This window comes from Brevibacillus sp. FW301-21C12A, from assembly GCF_058788915.1.
Genome location: NZ_JBYTBG010000024.1, coordinates 58,465 through 77,498, shown reverse-complemented (window position 1 = coordinate 77,498; position 19,034 = coordinate 58,465). Strand labels below are relative to the sequence as shown.

The 19,034-nt window shown below is 53.6% G+C and carries 22 protein-coding genes; 11 read left to right on the top strand and 11 right to left on the bottom strand.

The genetic code is table 11. From position 1 onward, the window contains the following. Window positions 1–302, bottom strand: a 302-nt coding sequence (locus AC3WQH_RS15670; protein WP_492332139.1) for a hypothetical protein, incomplete at its 3' end; no start/stop codon positions are given. A gap of 267 nt (window positions 303–569) precedes the next feature. On the opposite strand from AC3WQH_RS15670, the gene AC3WQH_RS15665 reads away from it, so the two are divergent. Then, on the top strand, window positions 570–1,064 hold the full coding sequence (locus AC3WQH_RS15665) for a hypothetical protein (protein WP_005835726.1): 495 nt from the start codon (window positions 570–572) through the stop codon (window positions 1,062–1,064). 1,031 nt (window positions 1,065–2,095) lie between these two features. Next, a complete protein-coding gene (locus tag AC3WQH_RS15660; RefSeq protein WP_238504372.1) occupies window positions 2,096–2,542 on the top strand; it encodes a YkvA family protein in 447 nt (148 codons plus the stop codon). Window positions 2,543–2,819: 277 nt separating this feature from the next. Here the strand turns inward: AC3WQH_RS15660 and glnA are convergent, their stop codons facing one another. Then, on the bottom strand, window positions 2,820–4,238 hold the full coding sequence (gene glnA, locus AC3WQH_RS15655; RefSeq protein WP_005835723.1) for a type I glutamate--ammonia ligase: 1,419 nt from the start codon (window positions 4,236–4,238) through the stop codon (window positions 2,820–2,822). A 225-nt stretch (window positions 4,239–4,463) separates the two neighbouring features. Here glnA and panE point away from each other — a divergent pair, with 225 nt between their 5' ends. Genes panE through AC3WQH_RS15640 form a run of 3 tightly spaced genes read left to right on the top strand, consistent with a single transcriptional unit; the run spans window position 4,464 to window position 7,605 of the window. Continuing rightward, window positions 4,464–5,393, top strand: a complete 930-nt coding sequence (gene panE / locus AC3WQH_RS15650) for a 2-dehydropantoate 2-reductase (protein ID WP_005835721.1) — start codon at window positions 4,464–4,466, stop codon at window positions 5,391–5,393. 46 nt (window positions 5,394–5,439) lie between these two features. After that, the gene (locus AC3WQH_RS15645; protein ID WP_005835719.1) at window positions 5,440–6,375 is read left to right on the top strand and encodes a 4-hydroxy-3-methylbut-2-enyl diphosphate reductase; all 936 of its coding nucleotides are present in this window, start codon (window positions 5,440–5,442) and stop codon (window positions 6,373–6,375) included. A gap of 9 nt (window positions 6,376–6,384) precedes the next feature. Continuing rightward, window positions 6,385–7,605: an MFS transporter gene (locus AC3WQH_RS15640; RefSeq protein ID WP_007787419.1), complete on the top strand. Its 1,221-nt coding sequence runs from the start codon at window positions 6,385–6,387 to the stop codon at window positions 7,603–7,605. On the opposite strand, the gene AC3WQH_RS15635 is transcribed toward AC3WQH_RS15640, so the two are convergent. Then, window positions 7,595–7,981: a cupredoxin domain-containing protein gene (locus AC3WQH_RS15635; RefSeq protein WP_005835716.1), complete on the bottom strand. Its 387-nt coding sequence runs from the start codon at window positions 7,979–7,981 to the stop codon at window positions 7,595–7,597. The genes AC3WQH_RS15640 and AC3WQH_RS15635 overlap by 11 nt on opposite strands. Window positions 7,982–8,303: 322 nt before the next feature. On the opposite strand from AC3WQH_RS15635, the gene AC3WQH_RS15630 reads away from it, so the two are divergent. From AC3WQH_RS15630 to AC3WQH_RS15610, 5 genes are all read left to right on the top strand, one after another. Next, window positions 8,304–9,359, top strand: a complete 1,056-nt coding sequence (locus tag AC3WQH_RS15630) for an LLM class flavin-dependent oxidoreductase (RefSeq protein WP_005835715.1) — start codon at window positions 8,304–8,306, stop codon at window positions 9,357–9,359. Between the two features lie 60 nt (window positions 9,360–9,419). Next, complete coding sequence (locus AC3WQH_RS15625) at window positions 9,420–10,358, top strand: ATP-grasp domain-containing protein (protein ID WP_025846279.1); 939 nt, start codon at window positions 9,420–9,422, stop codon at window positions 10,356–10,358. A 210-nt stretch (window positions 10,359–10,568) separates the two neighbouring features. Beyond that, window positions 10,569–10,916 carry a PadR family transcriptional regulator gene (locus AC3WQH_RS15620; RefSeq protein ID WP_025846278.1) on the top strand — a complete coding sequence of 116 codons (348 nt, stop codon included), beginning with the start codon at window positions 10,569–10,571 and terminating at the stop codon, window positions 10,914–10,916. Then, a complete protein-coding gene (locus AC3WQH_RS15615; RefSeq protein WP_025846277.1) occupies window positions 10,916–11,593 on the top strand; it encodes a permease prefix domain 1-containing protein in 678 nt (225 codons plus the stop codon). The genes AC3WQH_RS15620 and AC3WQH_RS15615 overlap by 1 nt, the downstream gene beginning before the upstream one ends. Window position 11,594: 1 nt before the next feature. Continuing rightward, window positions 11,595–12,146, top strand: a complete 552-nt coding sequence (locus tag AC3WQH_RS15610; RefSeq protein WP_005833679.1) for a DUF4825 domain-containing protein — start codon at window positions 11,595–11,597, stop codon at window positions 12,144–12,146. Between the two features lie 179 nt (window positions 12,147–12,325). Here AC3WQH_RS15610 and AC3WQH_RS15605 read toward each other — a convergent pair whose 3' ends face one another. The 4 genes from AC3WQH_RS15605 to AC3WQH_RS15590 form a co-directional block, all read right to left on the bottom strand. Then, on the bottom strand, window positions 12,326–12,853 hold the full coding sequence (locus tag AC3WQH_RS15605; protein ID WP_005833678.1) for a GNAT family N-acetyltransferase: 528 nt from the start codon (window positions 12,851–12,853) through the stop codon (window positions 12,326–12,328). Window positions 12,854–12,920: 67 nt separating this feature from the next. Further along, complete coding sequence (locus tag AC3WQH_RS15600) at window positions 12,921–13,928, bottom strand: inorganic phosphate transporter (protein ID WP_005833676.1); 1,008 nt, start codon at window positions 13,926–13,928, stop codon at window positions 12,921–12,923. 19 nt (window positions 13,929–13,947) lie between these two features. Beyond that, the gene (locus AC3WQH_RS15595; RefSeq protein WP_005833675.1) at window positions 13,948–14,565 is read right to left on the bottom strand and encodes a DUF47 domain-containing protein; all 618 of its coding nucleotides are present in this window, start codon (window positions 14,563–14,565) and stop codon (window positions 13,948–13,950) included. A gap of 76 nt (window positions 14,566–14,641) precedes the next feature. Continuing rightward, on the bottom strand, window positions 14,642–15,256 hold the full coding sequence (locus AC3WQH_RS15590) for a LysE/ArgO family amino acid transporter (protein WP_025846270.1): 615 nt from the start codon (window positions 15,254–15,256) through the stop codon (window positions 14,642–14,644). A 144-nt stretch (window positions 15,257–15,400) separates the two neighbouring features. Here AC3WQH_RS15590 and AC3WQH_RS15585 point away from each other — a divergent pair, with 144 nt between their 5' ends. Next, window positions 15,401–16,849, top strand: a complete 1,449-nt coding sequence (locus AC3WQH_RS15585) for an aminotransferase-like domain-containing protein (protein WP_492332138.1) — start codon at window positions 15,401–15,403, stop codon at window positions 16,847–16,849. 45 nt (window positions 16,850–16,894) lie between these two features. Here the strand turns inward: AC3WQH_RS15585 and AC3WQH_RS15580 are convergent, their stop codons facing one another. The 4 genes from AC3WQH_RS15580 to AC3WQH_RS15565 form a co-directional block, all read right to left on the bottom strand. After that, entirely contained in the window at window positions 16,895–17,224 is a 330-nt protein-coding gene (locus AC3WQH_RS15580) for a hypothetical protein (RefSeq protein ID WP_007787409.1), read from the bottom strand. A gap of 153 nt (window positions 17,225–17,377) precedes the next feature. Continuing rightward, on the bottom strand, window positions 17,378–17,710 hold the full coding sequence (locus tag AC3WQH_RS15575; RefSeq protein WP_007787407.1) for a spore coat protein: 333 nt from the start codon (window positions 17,708–17,710) through the stop codon (window positions 17,378–17,380). 15 nt (window positions 17,711–17,725) lie between these two features. After that, entirely contained in the window at window positions 17,726–18,034 is a 309-nt protein-coding gene (locus AC3WQH_RS15570) for a ferritin-like domain-containing protein (protein WP_005826669.1), read from the bottom strand. Window positions 18,035–18,144: 110 nt separating this feature from the next. Further along, window positions 18,145–18,960, bottom strand: a complete 816-nt coding sequence (locus AC3WQH_RS15565) for a hypothetical protein (RefSeq protein WP_005826668.1) — start codon at window positions 18,958–18,960, stop codon at window positions 18,145–18,147. Window positions 18,961–19,034 lie beyond the last annotated feature (74 nt).

The window sequence follows — 19,034 nt, the reverse complement described above, 5'->3', positions numbered from 1 at the left end:
TCCCCTCCGGTCAACAGTGTTGATCTCATCATACCATGAGGTCTTTTTTCACTGTCTACCATGAGGGGATAATACCAGCCTGCACAAGACGAGAAGGGCTTTTCCTTTTTTCTGTAGCGAAAGGTGCGTATGTAAACACGCTTGTTTTGCATGCTTACTTGTCCTTCTTTTCTGCTTTTTCCTGCCGGTCTTTCAGGATTGATAAAAAGGCCAAAAAATCGCCCAACAGAACCAGCACGGCAGCCATCAACGCCAGATCTTCCGCAGAAAAACCATTGTTCTGCTTCATTTTCCAGCCTCATTTCCGTAGGGATATCCGCCCTTTTTATCTTATGCGCAGCCGTCTGGGACCGTCACGCTTACTGCTTGTCCTGTCGTTTTACTCCCCGTTATCCTGTTGACTTACTAACCGCTTATTCTGTTCGTTTGCTGACGGGGCCGCATTTGCCTGTACGGAGACAGGCTCCCGAGCGGGTCGTTGAGAAAGTCGGCGAATTTTGTAGGGATATGTCTTTTTCTAGCGAATAAAAGAGAAGGGACCTACTTAAAACGGGAGAAGTGGTGAGATTGTGATTTCAGCTTTGAACAAGACGCTCTGTGTGCAACAGCTTGTCGAGAAGTTAAGGGATAAAGAGCTCGTTCATGTTTCGAGCTTTGATTTGAAAGAAACCAACAAAGCCTTGTATGAATACGTCCATCGGCTAAGCAGCTCGATCGCGATCATTCCCACCACGATTGATTCTGTCATTACGGGGGTCATCCGCTTTCAGGAGGGCTATTTCATTACGCTCGGCATGCTGATCTGGAAGGACGCCACGCAAAAAGGGCCGTTCAAGGAAGGGACGTTTCTGTTTTACAAGCACGACGCAAGTGACGCTCTTGATGATTGCATTCATATTACGAACTCGATTGAAAACCACAACCTGATGGAAAGCCTGTTTTTCGCCTGCTGCGAGAGCAAGGGCGATGATATGGTGTTGAACTATTCGCACATCGAGCACGCTATTAAATACGGCGAGACGTATCGGGATTTGATGGAGAAGTGGAAAAAAGGGTTTGCCTGAAGCGTGGGAGCATTTCCATTATTTAGATGTGAAAGCCAGCCGCCATTCCGACGATATGAATAATGTCATCTAGTATAAGTTCAATTGGGGATAGGCGCGCGACTAAACGAGCAGCATGGTCGGCGCCGTTTTTTTATGTGGCGGAGATGTGGGGGGAGCGGCTATGTCGAAACGTTTGGCGGCCCCGATCCGTAGCCGTGACGATTTCTTAATCGGGAAGCGGCTCTAATCTTTTGCCTGCGTCAATCCATAAGTAAGTTTGTAGCAGCATGCATGGAAGGTATAGTTTGTTTCAATAAATTTTAATGTTTGAGTACCAAACAAAATTCAAAACCCCGATGATAAGCTGGAGGCAAAAAGAAGTAGCGGCGACGTATAAGGCGACTCGCCCGACGCTTTTGAATTGCTGGTTTTGATTAAACATGGAAACGATCCAGACAATCAACCCGACGGGGCAAAAAATAAAGCTGAACAAATAAATAATTCCCTTTTCCAGTTTGCTCATTTGGTTTCCTCCACCTGACAGTCGAATGATTTTGGGGAGGCTGCTTCTGTGTGGAAGCAGCTTTCCGCACATGGAAAACGTGGAAGGCGCAGTTGTCCCTGCTGGAGCTAGCTTTTGCTTCGCTCGTTCTTCAGTAGCAGCATCCCTATGACGTTTCCAATCAACTCGAACAAAGCAAAAAGCAATTCCATCCGGTTTTCCCCTCCAAAAAATCCTTTTTTTGTATATACGACTGTATTCATGTCTTGGTTTCGGATAGGAGCGAAAGGAAAGTGTGGCTTCCGCTAGCGCATCGCTCCCATGACTTCGTCAAACGCTTTTGACCTCTACGTTTACAAACATGGGCATGACGTAATAATCAGACATGACAAAATATCCTTTCGTATGTGAGTCGGAATGACTGACATCAACGCTAAAGGATGACGCTGGCGGGAAGGCAAGGGGGAAGACTTTACTTTTTGGACGTTTTACGAGATTGTTTAGGTGAAAGAAAAAGAGCAGATAGTGAAAGCATGGAGGGGTTAGCGTGAACTTTGATCCGAAAGATTATGAAAAGCACTACTCGGAACAATCCTTTTGGGAAAAACTCTCAAAGCATGCTGCCAAAGCAGGAAAAAAAGTCGTATATACCGCCCTTCTCGGTTACTACGCTCTGGAAAATCCAAAAGTATCTGCATGGGCTAAAGCTCGCATCTACGGAGCGCTCGGCTACCTCGCTTTTCCTGTAGACCTGGTGCCAGACATTATTCCTGCTGCTGGATACACGGATGACTTCGCTGTACTGATGTTTGCCATTGGACAAGTGGCGTTAAATATCGACAAGACAGTTAGGCTCAAAGCCGTTCAAAAGCTGGAGGATTGGTTTGGCAACGTATCGGAGAATGATAAGGATATTATTGATGTGGAGGCAAAAATGTCTGAGGTAGAAAAGGCTACAAAAGAGGGGCAATTGATAGAAGAAGTGGAGAAGTAACCGTGGTTTGTTGCAAGCTATTTGCAAAGAAACATTATGGCTATATTAACTATTTTCAATACTCTGTCACAAACGAAATTTCTAATCTTATTAATTACCTACCTACGAGAAATTGTTCCCGCCAATATAAAGAGCCCCTCCCAAACGGGAAGGGCTAAGTTGTTTTATGGGTAAAACCTGTGCCTTTTTGTGTAAATTATCACCGAAGTGTCCCTATTTTGAGGAATCAAGGGTGAAAAACCAGCGTAATTAACGGGCTATTTTGTATGAACAAATCTTACAGATCGTAGTACAACTCAAACTCTTTCGGATTCACCGTGCGCTCTACTTGTTGAATATCCGCGCGCTTCAGGGCGATCCAGCTTTCGATGACTTCCTTGTTGAAGACGTCGCCTTCGAGCAGGAAAGCGTGGTCTTGTTCGAGGGCAGTCAAGGCTTCCTCCAGGGAGCCAGGAGCGCGCTTGATTTCATGCTTTTCTGCGTCGGACAGGTCGTAGATGTTGCGATCCAGCGGGCCGTAGCCGAGTTCGCGCGGGTCGAGCTTGCGCTTGATGCCGTCCAGGCCAGCCATCAGCATGGCAGCGAAGGCCAGGTATGGGTTGGCGGTGGAGTCTGGCGTGCGGAATTCGATCCGGGACGCTTTTGGCGTTACCGCGGCGACTGGAATCCGTACGGCGGCAGAGCGGTTTCCTTTGGAGAAGACCAGGTTAACAGGCGCTTCGTAGCCAGGAACCAGACGCTTGAACGAGTTGGTGCTCGGGTTGGTCAGCGCGATCAAGGCTGGGGCGTGGTGCAAAATGCCGCCGATGTAGTAGAGCGCTGTCTCGCTCAGGTTGGCGTAGCCGCCTTGCTCGTAGAACAGCGGAGTGTCGCCGTTGAACAAGCTTTGGTGGACGTGCATGCCGGAACCGTTGTCGCCGACGATTGGCTTGGGCATGAAGGTCGCTGTTTTGCCGTGCTTCGCTGCTACGTTGCGCACGATGTATTTGAACAAGAGCAGGTTGTCAGCCGTGCGAGTCAACGTGTCGAAGCGGAAGTTGATCTCGCCTTGGCCGGCGGTCGCCACTTCGTGGTGATGACGCTCTACATGCAGGCCGGCTTTGGTCATCAGAGTGCACATTTCGTTGCGGATGTCCATTTGCGAGTCAGTTGGCTGTACCGGGAAGTAGCCGCCTTTGTTGCGCACTTTGTAGCCCAGGTTTTGCCCTTCTTTTCCGGTGTTCCAGAACGCTTCCTCCGAGTCGATGTGGAAGAACGAACCGGATGGGCCGGAGTCGTAGCGCACGCTGTCGAACAGGAAAAATTCCGATTCCGGGCCGAAGTAGGCGGCCGTAGCCAGTCCGGTTTGTTGCAGATACGCCTCTGCTTTGAGGGCAATGCCGCGTGGATCGCGGGTGTATGTGGTGTTGTCCGGATTGACAATGTTACAGATGATGTTCATCGTTTTCGCTTCGACAAACGGATCGATGAAAGCGGAGGAAGGATCAGGCATCGCGACCATGTCGCTCTCTTCGATGGATTTGTAGCCGATGAGGCTGGAGCCGTCGAAGGCGACGCCGTTACGGAAAGTGCCTTCGTCTACTGCGTAAGCAGGAACCGTAACATGGTGCTGGCGGCCAAGCAAATCGACAATGCGGAAGTCCACATATTCCACTTTTTCTGCATCAATGGTGGACAAGACAGTTTTCATATCCAAAACAACCCACTCCATTCGCGAAATATTTTCGTATTTGAATATTTATTGTTCGTGTTTTCGTGAATTTCTATATTTCGAATTATAGCTATAACAGACAATGTTCGTCAAGAGGTTTTCTTACCCCAAATGTTAGTTTTTCTAACATGATATTGCGGGGTTTAGAATTTGGTTCCGTTTTTGTAGAATATAGACGAACTATTATGAATAAACGCGGAGGCGATCATGATGAAGGTACTGGTACTGGGGGCAGGAGGAATCGGAGGTTATTTTGGCGGCCGACTGGCAGAGTCGGGTGTGGATGTAACGTTTCTGGTGCGTGAACGTAGATACAAGCAACTGCAGGAGCGAGGCTTGCGGGTGCAGAGCATCCATGGCGACCTGCACCTGGAGCGTCCGCAGATGATTCAGGCGGGCGAGGCGGCAGGGCCGTTCGACGTCGTCCTTTTGTCCAACAAAGCGTACACGCTCGCAGAGAGCATGGATGCGATTGCCCCTTATGTCGGAGACGACACGATCGTGATTCCGCTGTTGAACGGGATGGCTCACATGGAGCCGCTACGGGATCGCTTTGGACGCGAACGGGTGCTTGGCGGCCTTTGTTTCATTGAAACGACGTTAAACGCAGAAGGCGACGTCGTGCAGACAAGTCCGATTCACGATGCGGTGTTCGGCGAGTGGGAAGGCGGAAAAAGCGAGCGCGTAGAGCGGCTGGAGCAAGCTTTTTCCAAAATCAATGGAACGATGCGGGCGAGCAACAACATCCAGCGCGAGGCTTGGCACAAATATTTGTTCATCGCGACGTTCTCCGGAATTACGACGCTCATGAACTCGGCTGTCGGTCCGATTCGCGAGTCCGCCTATGGCGTGGAGCTGACCAGACAGTTGGCGGAGGAGATCGTGTCCGTCATGCAGGCACTGGAAGCGCCGATCAAGCCGGATATCGTGGAAAAGCAAATGGAAACGTTCCAAAACCAGCGCCCGCAAGCGAAATCGTCCATGCTGCGCGACATGGAAAAAGGACTCCCGGTCGAAGCCGACCACCTGCAAGGCTACCTGTTAAAGCACGCCGAACAAAAAGGCTTGTCCACGCCGCTCCTGAAAGTTGTCTACAATAATCTGAAGGTTTACGAACAGAAGCGGGCAGCAGGCAAATAAGGTATAATAGTGGGCGAACGTCATTAGAAATTTAGGAGGGGTACAGATGGAAGTCATCAAGATTTCCCCCCGCGGATATTGCTACGGTGTTGTCGATGCCATGGTTTTGGCGCTGCGTACAGCGCAAAACTTTGACCTTCCCCGCCCGATTCACATTTTGGGCATGATCGTACACAATGCCCACGTCGTCGAGGCGTTTGAAAAACAAGGCATTAAAACATTGGATGGAGAAGATCGGCTGGCGCTTTTGGACCAGGTGAACGAAGGAACCGTCATCTTCACCGCCCATGGCGTCTCTCCGGAGGTGCGGAAAAAAGCGCGGGACAAAGGCTTGACCGTTGTCGATGCGACCTGCCCGGACGTGACGAAGACGCACGACCTGATCCGCGAAAAAATTGCGGATGGCTACCATGTGATCTACATCGGGAAAAAAGGGCATCCGGAGCCGGAGGGGGCAGTCGGCATCGCGCCGGACCGCGTGCATCTCGTGCAAAAGCTGGAAGAGCTGGACGCGCTCGACGTCCCGACCGACAAGCTGATTGTCACTAACCAGACTACGATGAGCCAGTGGGATGTCAAACATTTAATGGATGCCATCCTGCACCGTTTCCCTGGGGTAGAGGTGCACAACGAAATTTGCCTGGCTACCCAAGTGCGCCAGGAAGCAGTCGCGACGCAGGCGGGCGAGGCAGACCTGTGTATTGTCGTGGGCGATCCGCGCAGCAACAACTCCAACCGTCTGGCGCAGGTGTCGGAAGAGATCGCGAATGTGCCGTCCTATCGGATTGCGGATTTGTCCGAGCTCGACATCGAGTGGCTGCGCGGAAAGAAAAACGTCGCGGTGACGTCGGGCGCTTCCACGCCAACTCCTTTGACCAAAGAAGTGATTACCTTCCTGGAGCAATTCGATGAGTTCAACCCGGCTACATGGGAGAAGAAACGAACCGTCGACATGGAGAAAATATTGCCGAGGGTGAAATAGGAGAACGATATGCCAGGATCACATTCCGGTATGGGACTTTCGGGCGCTGGCGGAAGATACTTCAGTCTTTGCGCCCTTTATCTTTTTGTTTACTACGGGTTTGGTGCGTTTTCTCCGCTGATTACGCAGTACTACAACTCGATTTCGCTCACGGGCACCCAGATCGGCTTGATTAGCGCAGTCGCTCCCATCGTTTCGATTGTCGCCCAGCCGATGTGGGGGCTGTTTTGTGACCGCTTTCAAATTCGCAAAACTGTCTTGATTCTGACGCTTGTAGCTTCGGGACTGGCCGGACTTTTCTTCGTCGGCGTGTCCAGCTTCGCCTTTGTTTTCCTGCTCTATTTGATCCTCTCATTTTTTCAGAGCGCCGTCATTCCGATTTCGGACAGTCTGGCTTTGGGCTACGCGAAAAAAAACGGCCTGCAATTCGGCGACATCCGGCTGTGGGGAGCGGTTGGCTTTGCGCTCGCCGCCTTTGTGACAGGGCTTCTCGTCGAACAGTGGGGGCCATCCGTGCTGTTTTACTCCTACTGTCTCGCGCTGTTGATCGCCATGCTGTTTTTGCTGCGGGTGCCGGACGAGTCCGAGGAGACGTCGCGCTTTCGCGTCGGCATGCTGGCTGGCATGCGGGATTTGCTGCGGCTTCCGCGCTACCTGCTGTTTTTGCTGGCGTCCTTTTGCGTGCTTGGCGCGGTGAACGCGAACAACATCTGGTTTTCCTTGTTTTATCAGGAGATTGGCGGCACGGTGGCGGGAGTGGGGCTGGCTTTTCTGCTGTTTGCAGGCAGTGAAGCGCCGTTTATGAAGCTGGCAGGCGTTTTCGTGCGGAGGTGGGGCCTGGAGCTGACGCTGCTGCTCGCTGCTGTGTGCGGGGCGGCGCGCTGGCTCTGGTACAGCTCGGCACCCAGCACGACGTTCGTTATCGCCATGTTTTTCATTCAAGGCATCTCGGTAGGTTTTTACTTGGCGACGGCTGCCCAGTTTGTGCGCGAAAATACGCCCCCCTCCCTGCAGGTGACGGCGCTGGCCATCTTCTTTTCGGTAGGAGGCGGGCTGGGGACGATGCTGTGCAATCTCGTGGCTGGCTGGATCAAAGATTCGTATTCTACGCTAGGCATCTATTTGTTTTTTGGCATCATCACGGTAATCGGGATCATTCCGCTTGTTTTGATTACGTATGGGCCGTGGAAGCAAGCGGCTCCCGACGACAAAGTCGAGGCTACTCAATGACAAGCATGCCTTGGTAGCCGCTCTCCGGGTAGCCGGGGGCGTCCGAGACAAAGAAAAACCGCCCTTTTTTATCGGCAGAAAACTGCAGCATCGTAGACTGCGTCGGCTTCAGCTCTGTCGAGGACAGGTTCAGATCGCGAATGGAGAGATTGTGCGGGCGCGTATCCGCGTTGACGATCATTAACGAGACGCGCTCGCCTGCCCGCGCCGTTAGCTGGTTGGGCAAAAAGCCGGCGCTGGAGATCGTGACGGTGTGCGACCGCGTAGTGGCGGCGTAGGAAGTATGCAAGCGCTGGTGATGCGTCCAAAGCAGCGTTAATGTTACGGCCAGTGCGATGAGGGGATAGCGAAGCTGCCGGAACCATTGACGAGACATTTGCAAATCAGCTCCTTTGCGGCAATAACATGATGAAGTTACTATTATCCTGTCCCCACTCTGTGAACAGTAAACACATTTTTCCTCATCGACAGACGATGGGCATTCCCGAACTCTTGCTGGAAGATTTTCTCCTGGCGGGAGTTTTTTCATGTTGGCATGCGTGCAACAAAAGGCGTGGCGGGGGAGAAATTTTCCAAGCGGCAAATACGCGCTCACTTTGCCAATTCTCCGTATTGAAATATCCGTACTTTTGTAGTAGGATTACTTTGCTTTTATAGTGCGCAACACGATTCCCGCACGTGCAAAGGAGTAGAGAACGATGAAATACGGCTTTTGGCTCCCGATCTTTGGCGGTTGGCTTCGCAATGTGGAAGATGAACAAATGCCGCCTACCTTTGATTACGCAAAACAAGTCATCCAGTCAGCGGAGAAGTGGGGATTCGATACGACGCTCATCGCCGAGCTGTACTTGAACGACATCAAAGGTCCGGAACAAGACTCGCTCGAAGCGTGGTCGACAGCAGCGGCACTGGCAGCCGTGACGGAAAAAATCGAGATCATGACCGCTGTGCGCCCTGGTTTTCACAACCCGGCCGTTACGGCAAAAATGGCGGCAAACATCGACCACATCAGCAACGGACGCTTTACCTTGAACGTCGTCTCGGCCTGGTGGGAGGAAGAAGCCCGGCAATACGGCGGCATTTTTACCGAGCACGACGAGCGCTACGAGAGAACGCTGGAATTTTTGGACGTTTTAAAAGGGTTGTGGACGCAGGAAACGTTCAGCTATGACGGAAAATTTTATCAAATTCGCGAAGCCAAACTTGCGCCAAAACCAGTGCAAAAGCCGAATCCGGTATTGTACGCGGGCGGGGAAAGCGAGCGTGGCAAGCAGGTGATTTCCGCAGCGTGCGATGCTTATGTCATGCACGGCGGCACCGTAGAGGAAATCGAGCGAAAAATCAACGACATGAAACAGCGTCGCCAGGCGACGGGACAAGCGCCGTTTGCAGCGTTTGGCATGGCGGCCTACGTCATTTGCCGCGCGACGGACGAAGAGGCGCAGGAGGAGCTGGCGCGCATCACCGACGTGAAAGAATCGAGCGGCTATGCAGGCTATCAGGACTTTATCAATAAATCCCAGTTGGAAACACAGATTCAATTGCGGGACTATTCCGTCTCCAACCGCGGCTTGCGCCCGAATCTGGTCGGCACGCCGGAGCATATCGCCAAGACGATTCTCGCCTACGAACAAGCGGGCATTGATCTTCTGCTGCTGCAATTTTCGCCGCAACTGGAGGAAATGGAGCGGTTTGCCAAAGAAGTCATGCCGCTGGTAGAGAGCTTGCGCGAAGCGAGCCACAGCCTTTCGTAAGCCATCCGTTCCGGTCACAGCGATGAGCGGGCAGTCTGACAGAAAAGAGGAGATTTTTCGATGAAAAAGATTTACGTCATCCATGAAAACAGCGAGTGGACCGTGCATTTGACCAAACGTTTGCAAGAGCTGGGACTGCCGTATGAGGAATGGCATCTGGACGAGGGCGCTGTCGATTTGACGGCAGAGCCGCCGAATGGCGTTTTTTACAGCCGCATGAGCGCTTCCTCCCACACCCGCGATCATCGCTATGCGCCGGAGCTGACGGCAGCGGTTCTGAACTGGCTGGAAAGCCACGGGCGCAAGGTGTTCAACGGCACGAGCGCGCTTCGGCTGGAAGTGAGCAAGGTGGCGCAATACCTCGCGCTTGGCGAGTTCGGAATTCGCACGCCGAAGACGATCGCCACCGTCGGGCGCAAGCAACTGATAAATGCGGCACAGTCGTTTGCAAGCCAGCCGTTCATCACCAAGCATAACCGAGCAGGAAAAGGCTTGGGCGTACAGTTGTTCCATTCGCAGGAAGCGTTGGCGGCTTATGTGAACGGCCCGGATTTTGACGAGCCGGTAGACGGCATTACGCTGATCCAGGAGTACATCCAGGCGCCGGAGCCGTACATTACCCGCTGTGAGTTCGTGGGCGGCCGCTTCATTTATGCGGTGAAGGTCGATACGTCGGAAGGCTTCGAACTGTGCCCGGCAGATGCGTGCCAGATCGGCGACCTGTTCTGCCCGGTGGGCGAGGAAGTGCCTGCGAAGCCGAAGTTCCAGGTGATCGAAGGCTTTGCGGATCCGATTATTCAGCAGTACGAGCGCTTTTTGACGGCGAACAAAATCCAGGTCGCAGGCATCGAGTTCATCCGCAACCGCGACGGGGAAATTTTCACCTATGACATCAACACGAATACGAACTACAACTCGGACGCCGAAGCGGCTTCGGGAATTTACGGCATGCTGGAAGTAGCCAAATTCCTCGGACGCGAGCTGGCGGCGATCGAATAGCAGCATACAGGCAGACAGACGGCAAAAGCTCTCTTGCAAAAGAGGGCTTTTTTGTTTTGCGCACGGGCACAGCAGCACAGCTTCCGGCGTTATCGGTCCAGTGCGCCTGGGCGGCGGCGGGCGCTCAAGCATGCGTGCCATACTTCTTCATACACATTACTTTGTCATGCGTAGTAATATGTGTTATGCTGTACATGCGAGGTGAACCGGATGGGCGACAAAAGCATCAGCAGCGACATTATTCGCGGGCATATTGATGCGATCATTTTGCGGGTGCTGTGCGAAAAAGACAGCTACGGCTACGAGATCATCAAAACGATTTTCAAAAACAGCGGTGAACAATACGAGCTGAAAGAGCCTTCCTTGTACACGAGCCTGAAAAGGTTGGAGGCGCAAAAGCTGATCGTGTCGTACTGGGGCGATGAGAGCCAGGGCGGAAGGCGCAAATATTATCAGGTGACCGAGGCAGGAAGAGCGGCGTTTGCCAGTGCGCTCGCGTCCTGGAAGGTTGCCAGGCAATTAATCGATCAGCTTATCGAAAGGCGGGAGGAAGCGTAATGCATAGTCTGCAAATCCATGTGGAAAAGCTGTTCGCCAAGTACAAAAGCAGCAGGCAAATCGAAGAGCTGAAGTGGGAAGTGCTGAGCAATCTGGAGGCGCGAGTGGCGGATCTGGTCGCAGACGGGATGCCGCTGGAACAGGCGGTGAAAAAGGCGACAGACCAGCTTCCCTCGGTCGATTCGCTCGTCGGGGAAAGCCGGTCGGTCTACGTCCTTGCTTTTTGGCAAGAGCTGCTGCAGCGGGCCCTGCTCTACACTTTGGTAGCCTGGATTGCGACGATGCCGCTGCGCATTTGGGGGATGGGCATTTCGGTAAACCACGGCTTGTTGGTACTGTGTTTGCTCGAAGGAATCGTCTACGCCGTCTTGCTCCGGAGCAAGCGCCTGTCCGCTGCCGCAAAAAAGAGCGAGCTGAATTTGCGCACGGCGTTTCGGTTGCGCAAAATCGGGTGGTCGCTGTGGGCGCTGTATATGGCGGTTTCTTTCGCGTACACGACAGCGATTCACTTTGCCAGCCATATATGGTTCGCCAGAGCGGTCAGCCTGTCAGGGCCTTACCAGTTTGCCACGGTAGCGGTAGAGTACGTGCTGCCCGCCGTGTCGATCATCGTGCCGCTTTTGCTGCACGCGCTGCCAGAAGCGATCATGAAATGCGAAGCGAGAGAGGAGGAGTGACGTGAAAAATAAGCTGATTTTGTTGCTCGCCTTGCTCGGGATTGGCCTGTTTGCTGTCATTCAAGGCTGGATTCTCCCGAAAAAGGAGCTTGCTGCCGAGCAGTACCTCGCTGACCAGCAAAGCCCGCTGACGCACGATCTGCAAACGATTTTGCCGTACAAAAACAAGTACATGGGCGATGTTTCCAACCTGAATCTGTTCAACCATCTGCCGTTGAAAGACTTGAAACGGTCGTATCAGTTGCGCTCCGACGAATTTGCCATAGAAGTTCATTACGAAGCCGACGAGCTGCGCGAGGATGAAAAAGCGATCCGGCAGATGCTGCTCTACAATTCGGTCGCCGCCTTCGCCTTGATCGACAATTTGCAGACGATTGACTACCGGTTTTTGGACCGGACGCTGACTGTCTCCCGCTCCCGGATTCAGCAACTGTTCGGGGACGATCTGGCAGCGCTTTTGACGACGGAAAAATGGCGCGCAAACGTGCAGCAGAAATGGCAGGATGCCCGGTTTTTGCAAGAAGGCGTGAAGGCGCTGGAGGAAAAGCAGTAGGAGGCCAAAGCCAAAAGGCGCATCTTCTCTGGTCGACCGCCTCTTCGCCCAATACCAGCGGGAGATGAAACACGGTCGGCGACGAGGGGACATGGCCGTGAAGTAGAAAAGCCTTTTCCCGTCTACGCTCTGCGCAAAGCAGTTGCGATGAAGGGAAAAGGCTTTTTTGTACGCTTTTTTCAGCCAGAAAAAGCAGGCGAATAACGCACCGTGCCATGAACCCCGTCCAGGCTGCCGGGCGCAAGCTCCAGCGCCATAAACAGCTCGTCGGGAATCTCGAACGTAGCGCGGATGCCCCAATGAGAGGCGGGGCGGAAGCCGAATTTGGGATAGTAGCGCTCATGTCCGAGCACGACAAGCGCTTTGTAGCCGAGCGCTCGGGCGGCATTGATCGAATGGTTGATGAGTGCCGCCCCGATGCCTTTTCCCTGATGAGAGGGGAGTACGGAGACGGGGGCGAGAGCAAGCGCCTCGTCAAAGGAGCCGCCATCGTGCTCGATCTTGATTTTGCTCAGCAGCAGATGGCCGACGATGCGGCCGTTCTCTTCGAAAACGAGCGAGAGCGCAGGCACGAACTCGGCTGATTCCCGCAGGCGCTTGACGAGCAAATGCTCCGTTTGATCGCAGAAAGGCTGGCCAGCAAACGCTGCTTGCACCACCTGCTCGGTCGTATGGTAGTCTTGCGGTTCTTCTGTGCGAATGGTCATGAACAATCCTCCGCTGTATTCAGGTTTTCGTCCATTATATACCAGAGAGGGTTACAATCGCCTTCGCTCAAAAAAACAAACTCAACATGTAGTAGAGCGCCGCTGAAATCAGTGCGGAGATTGGCAGTGTAATAAACCAGGTGATGATGATCCGTTTGGCGACGCCCCAATTGACGCCCTTCAGCCGTTTCGCTGCGCCGACCCCCATAATCCCCGAGGAAATCACGTGTGTCGAGCTGACCGGAAGCCCCAACTGCGTAAATGTAAAAATGATCGTGGAGGAGCTTAAATCAGCGGTAGCGCCGTTGATCGGCTCGATTTTCGTAATTTTGCCGCCGACCGTCTTGATGATCTTCCAGCCGCCGACAGACGTTCCCAGCCCCATGGAAATCGCGCAAATAAGCTGGACCCAAAACGGAATCGACGCGGTATCCGCATGCAAATCGGCAGCCACCAGGGCGAAGACGATGATCCCCATTGCTTTTTGCGCGTCGTTGGTGCCGTGGGTAAAAGATTGCAGGGCGGCGGTGAGAATCTGGAAGTAGCGAAAGCCCCGGTTTACTTTGGCGGGCGGTATCTGGATGCTGCGGAACAGGGCGTAGACCAGCTTCATGAGCAGAAAAGCAGCCACAAGCGCGATGATCGGCGACAAAATCAGCGCCTCGAAAATTTCCAAAAAGCCGTTCCAGTTGATTTGCGAAACGCCAGCCGAGGCGAAAACGGCACCTACGACGGAACCGATGAGCGCATGGGACGAACTGCTCGGAATGCCGTACCACCAGGTGACCAGATTCCAGAAAATCGCCGCGACCAAGGCAGCCAGCACGATCAGCACGCCGTATTCCAGCTTGGCGGGATCGGCAATCTTTCCCCCGATTGTTTTGGCGACTCCTGTAAAAGCAAGCGCGCCGACGAAGTTCATGATCGCGGCCAGGGCGATGGCGGTTTTCGGCGGCAAAGCTTTGGTCGAGACTGTGGTGGCGATGGCATTGGCTGTATCGTGAAAGCCGTTGATGAAGTCAAAGGAAACGGCCAGAACAATGACAGCGATCACAAGAGGCAGGCTAGTGTGCATGGAAGGGAGCCTCCTTCGTTTATGTATTGCTCATAATCACCGTCTCCATCGCATCGGCGACGTCCTCGCAATGATCCATGACATCCTCAAGCACATCGTAAATTTCCTTGAACTGCATGATGTGAATCGGATCGCTCGTCGACTTGAAAAGCCGCCGGATGCTTTCCCGCACCAGCTCATCGCCGGCGCTTTCCAGATCGTTGATGCGAATGATGTACTCCTTCATGCCGGGCAGCTTTTGTTTTTGCAACAGTTCAATCGCGAACAAAATTTGCTGGGTCGCATCCTCAATCAGTTGGCCGAATTTGACCATCGTCTCATCCGGCTCCATGATGTCGTACATGTACAGGCGAGCGGCACACCCCTCCAGGCCGTCCAGCACATCATCCAGCTTGACGGCCAGATTCAGCACGTCCTCGCGTTCAATCGCGGAAATAAACGTTTTGTTGATCCGGACGATGATCTCGTGAATCAGTTTGTCGCCTTTTGACTCATACTCTTTCATTTCCTCGGAAAAGCGTTTTAGCGTATCCAGCGACTTGATTTTATACTTATTGAAATAAATGGCCGAGTCGTACACGTTTTTGGCGATGGCGTATAACTCATCCAGCAGGGCGTCCGATTTGGTAAAAAGCATAAAAAGACCTCCACATAGGAATCCGACTAGGGATATTTTAAGTGGAGGCGTGAGCATTTATGCACTTTTCGCAGAGCTAGGCAAAATATAGCTGGCTTGCCATGTAGGCGGCGACTCCCCACATGATGAGCGCAGAGACGATGTTGAGGCTGCGCAGCAAGGACCCTGACCGATCCAGCTTGCCCATGATTCTGCCTGCCACGGACAAGCCGAAAAACCAGAGGCAGGAGACGAGGATGCAGGCGATGGTGAAGCCCCATTTTTCTGCTCCCGCATAGCTGAGCGAGCTGGTCCCGATGACCCCGATTGTGTCGAGGATCGCGTGCGGATTGAGCAAAGAGACGGAAGCGGCGAACATCATCTGCTTTTTGGCGGAAAAGCTTGCTTTTTCCCCGTTATCCAGGCTTGGTCGGCTGCGCCAGGTCAGGTAGCCCATGTACAGCAAAAAACAAACCCCGATGACGTACAAGACGGTTTTCAGCCAGGCAACAGTCAAGACGACCAGCGAAACGCCGAGGACGGCGAGCAAAATCAGGAGCGCATCACAGGCGGCTGCCGTCAGGACGACGGGAGCAGCTCTCCACAGCGTAGGCTGTGCGGCCCCTTGGTTGAATACAAACACGTTTTGCGCACCCAGCGGCAAAATCAGCCCGAAGGCGAGCACAAACCCGTGCAAAATGGCTTCCAGCACAATTCCTTCCTCCTTTTACGATAGAAGCAAACAAAATAATGGCGCTATGGACATTATTCATGAGGAAGGGCAGAATGTCTCCAGCCAATTGGTTTACTCCTGGACCAACCAATTTGTACAATAGAGCAAAGGAGAGGGGAACGGATGCTGACGATTGACTGGAAGCCGGACAAATCCGGTGACATGCCTGTTTACGCGCAAATTGTCGCGTACATCAAAGGAAAAATTGCCGGAGGGGAGTGGCCGGTCAACAGCAAGCTGCCTACACAGCGCGCATTGGCTGCTGCCTTCGAGGTGAACCGCAGCACGGTTGTGACTGCATTGGAGGAGCTGAAAGCGGAAGGGCTGATCGAATCGACGGTCGGGAGCGGTTCGGTCATCTGCAACAACACATGGTCGCTGTTGACGACCACACCGCCGCCGGATTGGCTGGGCTATGTGCGGGCGGGCACGCACCTGCCCAATTCGCCGACGATCCAGGACATTAACCGTTATGAGCCAAACCCGCGCTTCATCCGCCTGGGTACAGGAGAGCTTTCGCCCGCGCTGATCCCGACGGCGGAGATGGAGGAAGTGCTTGGCGACCTGCGGGGAAAAATGATTCAGCTCGGCTACTCCGAGCCGAAGGGGCTTTTGCCGCTGCGCGAGGCGATCAGCGCTCACCTGCGCACGCGAGGGGTCGAAGCTTCCCCGGCGTCCATTTTGGTTGTATCCGGTGCGTTGCAGGCTTTGCAGTTGATCTCGCTCGGGATTTTGCACCGTGGCTCGACGATTTTGCTGGAGCAGCCCTCGTACTTGTTTTCGCTGCCGTTATTCCAGTCGTCAGGGATGAGGCTGGCTGGCGTAGCAATGGATGGGGAAGGGATAGCGCCTGCCTCTGTCGTCCGGCAGAAGCAGCTTCATAACGGAGCGCTGCTCTATACGATCCCGGCTTTTCACAATCCGACCGGGATTTTGATGAGCGAACAGCGCAGGCGGCAGCTCATGGCCGTATGCGAACAGGAGCGGCTGCCTGTCCTGGAGGACGATGTGTACGGCGAGCTGTGGCTGGACGAGCCGGGGCCAGCGCCGCTCAAGGCGAGCGATCAGAGCGGGTTGGTGCTCTACCTTGGCAGCTTGTCGAAAACGCTTAGCCCGGGCCTGCGAATCGGCTGGATCGTAGGGCCGCAGCCTGTGATTGAACGGCTGGCCGATGTGAAAATGCAGATTGACTACGGGTCCAGCGCCCTCTCGCAATGGGCGGCGACAGAATGGCTGACGAGCGGGCGCTATCAACGTCACCTCGAACGAATCCGCACGGCGCTCAAGGAGAGAAGAGGGCGGATGGGCGAGCTTCTCGAACGTTGGTTTTCCGACTTGGCCGACTGGCAGATGCCGCAGGGCGGCTTTTACATCTGGCTGCGTCTGCGCCAGCCCGTGTCGATGCGCAAGCTGTTTACGCAGGCGCTGGCAGAAGGCGTCCTGCTCAATCCCGGTTTCGTGTACGACCAGACGGACAGCCAACATCTGCGCTTGTCGTATGCGTATGCGGCAGACGACGAGTTGGAGCGGGCGCTGTTCACTGTCGCCCAGCTTTTGCGGGCCAATGGCTGAAAACAGGTGGAGGCTGCTTGCTGAAAGCGCAAAGCCGAAAGTCGCTCAAGGATTCCAGCGTGCTTTTGCCGTCCTCCCTTTCAACACGGCGGACAGCAAATACAGCAAGGAGGCAATGAGAAAGAAGGAAAATTTGTCTGCATTCATGGACAAGTACAGGCTGAGCGGAAAGGAGACGATAAAAGAAAGCAAAATAACGGGCGGCTTTACAAAGGAAGCAAGCAAGCCGAGCAACGCCGGGAGCACGAGGCAAAGAGACGTCAGCGCAGAGACGGAGGACTTTTCGGACAGCAAAACGTACCACAGAACCAGGGAACCTGCAGAAGCGAGCAAGCCACAAAGCAGAGAGAGCCAAAACAGAAAACCGTCTTTCATCTGGATCACCCCTTCTCCAACAAATTATACAATCTGGAAAAAGGAGTAAAAAGACCTTCAGAAGAAAACGCCGCAAGCACAACAAGCAGCCCCGGCCCGAACGAATGTCGGACCAAGGCTGCGTCAGCCATGCTGGAAGAAAAAACAGCAAAATTAATGATACGGAAACTGACTGGAGTAGCCGGAGAACTGCTGGTAAGCTTGCTGCAGCTTTTGCTGTTCCTCCGCTTCGAGCTTGTACCAGCCTTTTTGGAACATGAGGTTGAACGTATCGCGCGCCGACTGGTGCGTCTCGTTCAACAGTTGCAGCATGTCGCTGTACAGTTGCTGGTGGCTCATCTCGCGCACCGCGACGTTCAGGCTGTCGGTGACATATTTGCAGGTCGCCAGACAATCGTTGAGAAAATCGCGGTCATTCATTTGCGGCCCTTTGATTTGCGGCAACTGTCCGGATTGCGGGTTTGCGATCTGGTTTTGGTTTGGCATCCTTGTTCTCCTCCCTTACTGCATCTGTTGTTGCTGTTGTTGGGATTGGGTCTGCGGCAAGGTCGCCATGACGGCTGTGTTGTTGTTTTGCAGGTGGGAGAGCAGCTTTTCGTAGTGCTGCTGGTGCATGCGGCCCGTTTTCTCCAGACATTGCTTCACGTCCGGGTCTGTGGCTTGCTGGGCAAAGAAATGCAGCTTTTTAAAGGCGAGCAGCTCCCAGGACAACGCATCTTTCAGGTAGCTCAAGTCTTTGGTCGTGATGACTTTGGGCGGCTCGGGAATCGGCGCTTGTTGAAAAGGCGTGGAAGACATGATGGATGGCATCTGATTGCTCCTTTCATGTGTGATACACGTATAGGATGGGCAACAAGACAGCAAGTAACCCTGCCTCTTTCCGCCAAAAAAAGAACCGATCCGAGAAAGGACCGGTTCCGCTATTTTGCAGAGGCGAGCTCCAGCGAGGCGACCTGAATGTCGATGCTGGCCGGGGCGATGTTGAGGCAAAAGCTGGCTTCCTTGTGCAAATCTTCCTGAATGTCCCGGATCAATCGGGTCATATCCGCCAAAAAAGGCAGCTTGAGGGCCAGCGTGATCTGCAGGCGAGGCAAATCGTCGAAGGAAAAGGCAACTTTGACGACCTGGCTGACTTCTTCGTAACGGCTGCAAGCAGCCAGCGTAATTTTGCGCAGCACTTGGGGATGAATCAGGATGCGGCCGCCGGAAAAAGGCGGGTGAACCACGGTCGATTCGCCGATGACTTCCTTTTTCGAGCTGAAAATGCGGGTGGCAGAAGCAATCAGCCGCTGCAAATAGTCTTTTTCAACCTCGACCCGCGGGATCGGGATGACGTGCCTGCCCATCGTCTCCCGCACGTAGCGCGCCGCCTCGATTTCCTGCGGCGGCTTGATGGACTCGATGGGAATGTATTCAATAGAAGCAGGAAGGTGCAGCGCCTCGACAATCCGTGTAATCATGCGCTGCGACGTGCCGAGAATCAGCAAGCGTCCCGGCTGAATCTGCTCCAGGCTGCGCCGCACTTCCTCTGCGTGCTCGTCGTAGTGAAAAATCGCCCGCTTGACCGCCTGGATTTTTGTCTTTTCGTACTTGGCGGAGGTACCAGCCACCTTGCGACCCTGGTAGATCAGGATGCCGTCGTCAATAATGGCGTCGATATTCATGCGGTGGGCGAGTTCTAGTGCACTGGAGCTTTTTCCTGTACCACTGGTGCCGTACAAGGCGTAGATTTCCATCGGATACCTCCCTCGTTAAGCTTCTCGCAAAAAATAGGGCAACGGTGCGCCTGCTTGCGTGCGCGCCCGGACAT